The organism is Sphingomonas sp., from assembly GCF_042096255.1.
Lineage (GTDB): Bacteria > Pseudomonadota > Alphaproteobacteria > Sphingomonadales > Sphingomonadaceae > Sphingomonas.
In genome coordinates, this window is record NZ_JBELLZ010000019.1 from 40,165 (window position 1) to 47,830 (window position 7,666).

Annotated in this window: 8 protein-coding genes; 7 read left to right on the forward strand and 1 reads right to left on the reverse strand. The window is 68.8% G+C overall.

Annotation, left to right across the window (positions count from 1 at the left end; all coding sequences use genetic code 11):
• Nucleotides 1-135 precede the first annotated feature (135 nt).
• From ACFDTH_RS05895 to ACFDTH_RS05915, 5 genes are read left to right on the forward strand one after another with little or no spacing between them, the layout of a single operon-like run.
• Entirely contained in the window at nt 136-2,406 is a 2,271-nt protein-coding gene (locus tag ACFDTH_RS05895; RefSeq protein WP_375286587.1) for a TonB-dependent siderophore receptor, read from the forward strand.
• On the forward strand, nt 2,403-3,221 hold the full coding sequence (locus ACFDTH_RS05900) for an alpha/beta hydrolase (protein ID WP_375286588.1): 819 nt from the start codon (nt 2,403-2,405) through the stop codon (nt 3,219-3,221). Before ACFDTH_RS05895 ends, ACFDTH_RS05900 begins: the two co-directional genes overlap by 4 nt.
• The gene (locus tag ACFDTH_RS05905) at nt 3,218-3,493 is read left to right on the forward strand and encodes a hypothetical protein (RefSeq protein WP_375286589.1); all 276 of its coding nucleotides are present in this window, start codon (nt 3,218-3,220) and stop codon (nt 3,491-3,493) included. Before ACFDTH_RS05900 ends, ACFDTH_RS05905 begins: the two co-directional genes overlap by 4 nt.
• On the forward strand, nt 3,490-3,789 hold the full coding sequence (locus ACFDTH_RS05910; RefSeq protein ID WP_375286590.1) for a hypothetical protein: 300 nt from the start codon (nt 3,490-3,492) through the stop codon (nt 3,787-3,789). The genes ACFDTH_RS05905 and ACFDTH_RS05910 overlap by 4 nt, the downstream gene beginning before the upstream one ends.
• A 5-nt stretch (nt 3,790-3,794) precedes the next feature.
• Nucleotides 3,795-5,393: a PepSY-associated TM helix domain-containing protein gene (locus tag ACFDTH_RS05915; protein WP_375286591.1), complete on the forward strand. Its 1,599-nt coding sequence runs from the start codon at nt 3,795-3,797 to the stop codon at nt 5,391-5,393.
• A 172-nt stretch (nt 5,394-5,565) separates the two neighbouring features.
• On the opposite strand, the gene ACFDTH_RS05920 is transcribed toward ACFDTH_RS05915, so the two are convergent.
• The gene (locus ACFDTH_RS05920; protein ID WP_375286593.1) at nt 5,566-6,402 is read right to left on the reverse strand and encodes an ABC transporter substrate-binding protein; all 837 of its coding nucleotides are present in this window, start codon (nt 6,400-6,402) and stop codon (nt 5,566-5,568) included.
• 131 nt (nt 6,403-6,533) lie between these two features.
• On the opposite strand from ACFDTH_RS05920, the gene ACFDTH_RS05925 reads away from it, so the two are divergent.
• Both ACFDTH_RS05925 and ACFDTH_RS05930 read left to right on the forward strand, forming a co-directional pair.
• Entirely contained in the window at nt 6,534-7,490 is a 957-nt protein-coding gene (locus tag ACFDTH_RS05925) for a FecCD family ABC transporter permease (RefSeq protein WP_375286594.1), read from the forward strand.
• Nucleotides 7,487-7,666: ATP-binding cassette domain-containing protein (locus ACFDTH_RS05930; protein ID WP_375286592.1), on the forward strand; the 180-nt coding region annotated here is incomplete at its 3' end. The genes ACFDTH_RS05925 and ACFDTH_RS05930, both read left to right, overlap by 4 nt.

Consider the following 7,666-nt stretch of genomic DNA (forward strand, 5'->3'; position numbering starts at 1 on the left):
TGTGCCCCGCCAGCATGCTTGGCCGCAGCAACGTGATTAGCACAGCAGGTCTCGCCCTGATCCAGCAGCTCATCGCGCGGCTTGCGATTGCGAGTGGATAGCAATACGGCTCTCGGCACAATCGGGGGTGAAAGCATGAAATTCTTAACGGGCGTTCTGATGGCGGCGGCGACGTGGCCCATGGCGGGCGCAGCGCAGATGTCGGGTGCGTCGACCGTCCAGCGTGAGGCCGAGGATGCTGCGGACTCGGGCCTGCAGCGCGGCGATATCGTGGTCACCGCGACCGGGCGCTCGACCGCGAGCTCGTCAACCAAGACCGACACGCCGATCATCGAATCGCCGCAGACGATCTCCGTGATCAGCCGGGACGAGATCGACCTGCGTGCCTCGCCCACCATCGCCGATGCGCTGAGCTACACCGCCGGCGTGCAGGCTGAAGCGTTCGGACTGGATAGTCGGGTCGACGAGGTCTCGGTTCGCGGCTTTGGCGCAGGCGGCTTCTCGTCCAACAACAACTTCGTCGATGGCCTGCGTCTGCCCACCGGCGGGCAGTGGACCCGCCCCGGATTCGACACCTTTGCGCTGCAGCAGCTCGAAGTGCTGAAGGGGCCGTCCGGTGCGCTCTACGGCCAGTCGGCCCCGGGCGGGATCGTCAACATCGTCAGCAAGCGGCCGAGTTTCGCCCCGCACGGCGAGGTGCTCCTTCAGGGAGCCGGCTACACCGGCCTGAACAAGTGGACGTACCAAGGCGCCGGCGATGTCACCGGGCCGCTCACCGACACGCTGGCAGCGCGCGTGGTGGGGCTCGCGCGATATGGCGACACGCAGGTCGACGACGTCAGGATCGGCCGCCAGTACATTTCCCCCAGTGTCACCTGGAAACCGGGCGAGAACACCACCTGGACGCTGCTGGGCCAGTACCAGCGGGACGAGGGCGGTGCGACGTTCCAGTTCCTGCCGCGGATCGGCGCGCTTGTTCCCGCCAACGGCGGCTACATCGACCAGAATGCGAACATCGGCGAACCGGGCTGGAATACGTTCGATCGCAACCAGTACCTTGCCGCGAGCTTCTTTGAGCAGCGCTTCGGCGACGGCCGCTTCGCGCTGCGCAACAACACGCGCTACACGCATCTCGACACGCTGTACCGTGTGGTGGTGCTCGCCGGCGATACGCTGACCACCTGCCCGGCGACGATCGTCGGCTGTATTCCCGGGCAGACGATCAACCGGCGTGCCGTTCAGGGCGTGGGCGAGTCGGACGGCTGGGCAACGGACACGCAGTTGGAAGCACGGGTGAGCACCGGCCCGGTGGAGCACGTCCTTCTCGGCGGATTCGACTATTTCAACACCCAGTGGCAGCATTATCGCGACTTGGTGAACGGGGCGCTGGTGTTGCCGGTGCTGGACATCCTGGATCCGGAGCCGCGTGGCAGCGCCGGCTTCGCGGGTGCTTTGTCGCCGCAAATCTACGTGGAAACCGAGAGCTCGCAGAAAGGGGCCTATTTCCAGGACCAGCTTTCCTGGGGCAATCTGCGCGTCACCGTCGGCGGGCGATATGACTGGGCGCGGGACAATACCTACAATCCGATCAATGCGCGCCGCTACATCAACGACAACGAGAAGTTCACCTGGCGTGCGGGCGCAGTCTACCTGCACCCGTCCGGGCTGGCGCCCTATGTCAGCTACGCCACCAGCTTCCTGCCGCAGGTGAGCGACCCTTCCACCAGCCTGAACGGCGTGCCGTTCGTGCCCACCACCGGACAGCAATGGGAAGGCGGCCTGCGCTACCAGGGCGGCCGTGGCATCTATGTGACACTTGGCGGCTACCAGATCACCCAGCAGAACATCGTCACCCCCGACCCGAACGGTACGCTCTGCGGCACCAGTACCTGCCAGGTGCAGACCGGCGAGGGCCGCATCCGCGGTGTGGAGTTGGAGGCGAAGGTGAATCTGCCGTGGGGCATGGCGGTGATCGCGGCGGGATCGCGCCAGTGGAGCGAGATTACCGAGTCCACCGCCACCTACACGCTTCCCGGCGTTACCGGGCCCCTGCGGCAGCAGGGCAATGATCTGGCGCAGGTCCCGTCATGGCTGGCGTCGTTGTTCCTGGACCAGCGGATCCGCTCCGGGCCGCTCGCGGGCCTGGGTTTCGGCGGTGGTGTGCGCTACACCGGTGCGAGCTGGGGAGACACCAACAACACGCTGCGGATCCCGGACTATACTTTGTTCGACCTGTTTGTCCGCTACGACCTTGGGGTCGCCGATCCGGCGCTGCGCGGACTGACGCTATCGGTGAACGGCCGCAACATCGCCGACAAGCGCTTCGTGGCGACCTGCACCGCCACGTCCGCCTGCTACTACGGCCAGGGCCGCAGCGTGATCGCACGACTGCAATACCGGTGGTGAGCGCGGTGCGGGCGGTGCTGCTTTCCAGCCTGCTGGCCGCTTTGCCGGTGCAGCCGGACGCAGAGGCGGCTCCGAGCGTCCCGCTGCCGGCCTACACGCTACCGAACAGCGCTGTGTTCGAGGTGCCGGGTGGCGCGGGTGACCGGTATCGCATCTCCGTCGCTTGGCCGGACGGCGCGCCGCCGCCGGGCGGCTGGCCCGTGCTGTACGTCCTCGATGGCGAGGATAATTTCGCCATCGCTGTGCTGACCGCCCGACGGCTGGCGCGAGCCGGTGCGCGCAGCGGCGTGGATGCGGGCGTGATCGTCGGCATCGACGCGGGCGCGCTGCCCCGCCGGGTGCGCGACTACACGCCGGCGACGCCCGGCTGGACGATCCCCGCCGGACGGCCTGCCAGCGGGCTGGCGACAGGCGGCGGCGAAGCATTCCTGAATCTGCTTGCCGAACGCGTGCAACCTGCCGTTCGGGCGCGATGGCGCGTGGATCCGGCGCGCGAGACACTGGCGGGGCACAGCTTCGGCGGGCTGCTCGCGCTCCACGCCGCCATGACCAGATCAGCCATGTTCGACCGGGTCGTCGCGGTCAGCCCGTCGACATGGTTCGGCGACGGACTGCTGCTGCGGGAGGCCGGGTCCGCCTCGCAGCCGGCCCTCGCACTGATCGCTGAGGGTGAACGGGGCGAAGCCGCATCGGCGCTGGCGGCGCAGATCGGTAGAGCCCGCTTCCTGCCGCTGCCGGGGCAGGACCACGGCGCCACCATGCTCGCCGCGATGGCGCCGACGATTGCCTTCGCCTTCGGGAGGGCGACGAAGTGATCCTCGCTTGGCTGGCGGCGCTCGCCCTGCTCGTCGGGCCGATCGCTCTTTATCTCGCGTCGCCACACCAGGTTCTGTTGCCCGGCCACGTCCGGCGGCGACGTGCCTGGGCCTGGGGAGGCGCCGCCACGCTTGTGCTGGCGCTCGCGCTGCTGCTGGCCGTGCAGGGGCCGGCCACGGCGGTGTTCACCTGGATGACGGCGGCAATGCTGGTGTGGAGCATCGTGCCGGTGGCGGCGCGCTGGTGGCGATTTCGCCGGGAGACCCTATGACCGGCGATCGGGCGCTCACCAGCCGGGACTGGTTCGGCAAGGTTTCCGCAGCGACGGTGCTCGGCTTCACGCTGGCGATCGCACTCACCTGCACGTTTGCCTTCCTCTTCTCGGAAGGCGACGGCTATTTCACCGCGCAGGGACAGATCGCCATGTGGCTGGTGTCGCCGATCTGGTGTGCGTTGCTCGGCTTCTGCTTCCTGTTCCGCAGCGGTGCGCGCGCCTGGGGATTGCTGGCACTCGCCAATGTCGCAGCCTGGGCGCTTTATGCCGCCGCTCGCCTGCTCGTGGGCTGACCCTCATGCGAACCGATGTCATAAAGACCTACAAGGATGTCCACAGCTGGGTCGGCATCATCGCCGGGCTCGCGCTGTTCATCGCCTTCTACGCCGGCGCGATCACCATGTTCGAGGAGCCGCTGAACCGCTGGGCGTCCGCGCCCACGCGGATCGCGCCGCCGGTCTCGCTCGATCGCACGCCCGAACTGGTCGACACGCTGCTGCGCACGCATCCGGAGGCGCGCACCGCCTACACCATCCATCTCGCCACGGGGCCGGACATGCCGGCTCGGGCCAGCTGGACAACCGGCACGCGCCGGGCGCCCGGGCCGACCTGGCTGGCCGCGCTCGCTCCCGACGGATCGCTCCAGGTCGTCAAGCAGATACCCTCGCCCGTCGCGCAGTTCGTCGATGTGCTGCACCAGCAGGTCGGCCTGCCTTTCTCCCATGCAGTGTCGATGCCGATCATGGGCGTGATCTCCCTTCTCTATGCGGTGGCGATCATTTCCGGCGTGATCGTGTTGTTGCCCAGCCTGGCCAAAGACCTGTTCGCGCTTCGTTTCGGTAAGAACCTGAAGCGTATGTGGTTAGACGTACACAATGTGCTCGGGCTGTTCAGCCTGCCATTCCACATCATCATGGCGCTGACGGCAGTGATCTTTGCGTTTCACGACCAAATCTATGCAACACAGGGGGCCGTGCAGCAGATTGGAACCTCGCAAGCGGAGCGCCGCGAATCGCCGCCCGGCGGCCCCAAGACTCCACCGTCTCTTGAAGCTGTGAGCGGCACCCTCTCTCCCGCCGAGCTCCAGCGGCGGCTGGCACAGAGCATGCCGGGTTTCCAACTCCGCACGATCAGCTACGAATATAACGAGAAAGAGGGCCCGCACGGCCACATCGCCGGCATCGACCCGCGCTACGGTGCCCGTGCGCCGACTTACGGCATGGGTGAGATCGATACCCGTACGGGCGCCATATCGGAAGCAGACTATCTGCCCGGAAAACAGGGGCCATGGTTCGCGACCGTCACGTCGTTCTTCACCCTCCATTTCGGCAGCTTTGGCGGTGCTCCGGTGCGCTGGGCCTATTTCTTTCTCGGCCTTGCGGGCGCGTTCCTGTTCTACTCGGGCAACCTTCTGTGGATCGAAAGCCGACGCAAACGGGAGCGCAAGGCCGGCGCCATCGAACAGTCCCGCTCGACCAAGGTGCTCGGTGCGCTGACCGTCGGCGTGCCACTGGGGTGCATTGCAGGCACCTCCTTGACGATCGCGGCGGCGAAGTGGCTCCCGGCGGACCTCGCCGAGCTGGGCGCCTGGCATAGCCGGATCTACTACGTTATCTTCCTCGGCGCGGTCGCCTGGGCGTTCCTGCGCGGCGCGGCGCGGAGCGGCACGGACTTGCTGTGGTTCGCCGCGGCCGCGACCGCGGTAATACCGCTCACCACCGCGGTTTCGGTGACAGTCGACGCTGGCGGGGGTTACGACGGGCCGAGCCGCTTGGTCGATGTCGTCGCCGCTGGTGGGGCATTCTCGCTCGCCATGATCGCACGGGCGGCCGGGCGCCGGGCGCGCGCAGGACCTCGCGACAGCATCTGGTCCACCGTTCGTACCGTGGGGGCGTGATCCGGCTGGTAAAGACGCTGGGGCAATTCAAGATCGGCTCGTCACGGTCGCATCGCTGGACTTGATCCAGCCAAGCTGAAGCGCCTTCCCTGCGAGGGCCGAACCCGGCATTGGGTCGCCTGCAACGGGAGCCCGGCCTCTGCTTTGAAAGGTGCGCTTCGGCAGACCGGGATCAGCGGAGCGGCCGCTGACCAACCTTCGCGACCGTGCCCGACATGAGTTGCCGTGACAGGCTATCGGCGGCGGACACATAGGCGGGGCCCCCGCAGACCGTCCAAGACTGGGGAAGGCTCAGGCGCGGGATGCGGGCGAGGACCGGATGGTGGAGCATCTCGGTGCCCTGGTCCTCAATCCGGTCGGTCGCGCTCTCGACGATCAGGGCATCGGGCCGGGCAAGCGCCATCTGTTCGAGCGGCAGGCGCGAGAGCGTCCCACGACCGAGCCGTGCAGCGAGGTTGACGAGCCCCACCCGGCGCATGAGGTCGTCGACGAGCGTGCCCGTGCCGGTCAGGAAGCCGCGGCGCTGGTAGTAGGCCGCGACCCGCCCTCGGCCGGGCGCGCGCGGCAGTGCGGCGAGCTGTGCGTCCATGCGGCGGATCAGCGCCTCGCCCCGCTCGGGATGGCCAACCGCGACGGCGACCTTGCGAACCTGCGTGACGATGTCGGCGTAGCTCTCCGCGCTCGGCAGGTCGAGCGTCGCGATGTTGCGGCCCTTGAGCTGCGCCATCGTTGCGCGCCGGCGCCCGGGCGTGGCGATGAGCAGGTCGGGGCGGAGCGCCAGCACGTCCTCCGCCGAGCCCCGTGAAACCGGGACCCGGGCGGCGCGGCCGGCCGCCGCCGACATCTGCGGATCGCGCGCAAAGCGGGTCAGCGCCACGATCTGTCCCGGATCGGCGAGTGCAAGCAGGTACTGGTCGGCACACAGGTTGAGCGACACGATTCGCTGTGGACGCGCGATCGGTGCGGCGCCGAGCAGCAGCAGGAGCGAAAGGGTGGCGAGCGGTCGCATCATTTCACTTTGCCTTGCCGCCGGTCGCCGCGCTAGGGCGGCCGCACCCGGGACGCATCCACGCGACGGGATGGCCGATCGCGAAGGGCGAGGCGTTGAACGAGACGAGACGTTGGCTGCTGCCGGCGCTGATGATGATCGTGCTGGTCGCCGTGGTCCTGTCGGTCGCGGTCGGAAGCGCGGCAATTCCGCCCAGCCAGGTGCTCGCCGCGCTCACCGGCGCGGGTGATCCGGTGATCCGCTTGATCGTCGTCGAGCTGCGGGTGCCGCGCGCGCTGCTCGGGCTGCTGGTCGGCGCGGTGCTCGGGCTCGCCGGCGCGGCGCTCCAGGGCTACCTCCGCAATCCGCTCGCCGAGCCGTCGGTGCTCGGCGTGTCGAACGGCGCGGCGCTCGGCGCGGTGATCGCACTCTACTTCGGCCTGGCGGGGGCGAGCGTCGTTGCGCTGCCGCTGCTGGCGATCGCGGGCGCGCTCGCCGGTCTAGGGGCGCTGTTCGCGCTGGCCGGACGCTCGGAAAGCCCGCTCACCGTGATCCTCGCCGGCATCGCGATCAGCACGCTGGCGGGCGCGGCGATCAGCCTGGCGCTCAACCTGTCGCCCAATCCGTTCGCGGCCATGGAGATCACCACCTGGCTGCTCGGCAGCCTGGAGGACCGCTCGTTCGCGCATGTGCTGACCGCGTTGCCGGCCGTCGCGATCGGCGCGGCGCTGCTCGCCTGGGACGGGCGCGCGCTCGACGCGCTGACGCTGGGCGAGGACGGGGCGGCGGCGCTGGGGGTGAACCTGCGCCGGACGCGGGCGCGGCTGCTGCTGGGGGTGGGAATCGGCGTCGGCGGCGCGGTCGCGGTATCGGGGGCTATCGGCTTCGTCGGGCTGATCGTGCCGCATCTCGTCCGGCCGTTGACCGACCGCAGCCCGTCAACGCTGCTGTGGCCGAGCGCGCTGGCGGGCGCGGCGCTGCTGCTCCTTGCCGATGTGATGGTGCGGGTGATCCCGACCGGGAGCGAGCTGCGGCTCGGCGTGGTCACGGCGTTCCTGGGCGTGCCGGTGTTCCTGGTTCACCTGATGCGCGAGCGGCGGCTGTGGTGAGGCTGGCGCTGGAGGACGTGCGGGTCGCGCTGAGTGGGCGCGCGGTCGTGCGCGGGGTCTCTGCGCAGCTGGAAAGTGGCGCGCTGGTCGGGGTGCTCGGCCCCAACGGTGCGGGCAAGTCGACGCTGGTGCGCGCGCTGCTCGGCCTGGTGCCATGCGAGGGCTGCGTGACGATC